Annotated in this window: 1 pseudogene; it reads left to right on the top strand. The window is 31.5% G+C overall.

Annotation, left to right across the window (positions count from 1 at the left end):
• A pseudogene (gene fusA / locus LG649_RS16225) lies at positions 1-279 on the top strand (elongation factor G); the annotation flags it as partial.

Genomic DNA, 279 nt, shown 5'->3' with positions numbered 1-279 from the left:
AAGGATCTAACTTTTTAGGTGTTTGTCAGCAAGTAAAAGATATGTTAAAATCTAATGCTGTGCCAATTGTATTAAATATTGGTGATGAAATAGATTTTAAAGGTATTATAGATTTAGTAAAGAATAGAGCTATCGTTTGGCATGACGAAACTCAAGGGGCAACTTTTGATGTTATTGAGATTCCAGAAGAGCTTAAAGCTGAAGCAAGAAAATATAGAGCTTTACTTATAGAGGAAGTAGCAACTTACGATGAAAATCTTTTAGAGAAATTCATGGAAG

Source organism: Neotamlana laminarinivorans (assembly GCF_020523925.1).
GTDB lineage: Bacteria > Bacteroidota > Bacteroidia > Flavobacteriales > Flavobacteriaceae > Neotamlana > Neotamlana laminarinivorans.
The sequence above is the reverse complement of the archived record's forward strand: the minus strand, read 5'-3'. Positions and strand labels throughout refer to the sequence as shown.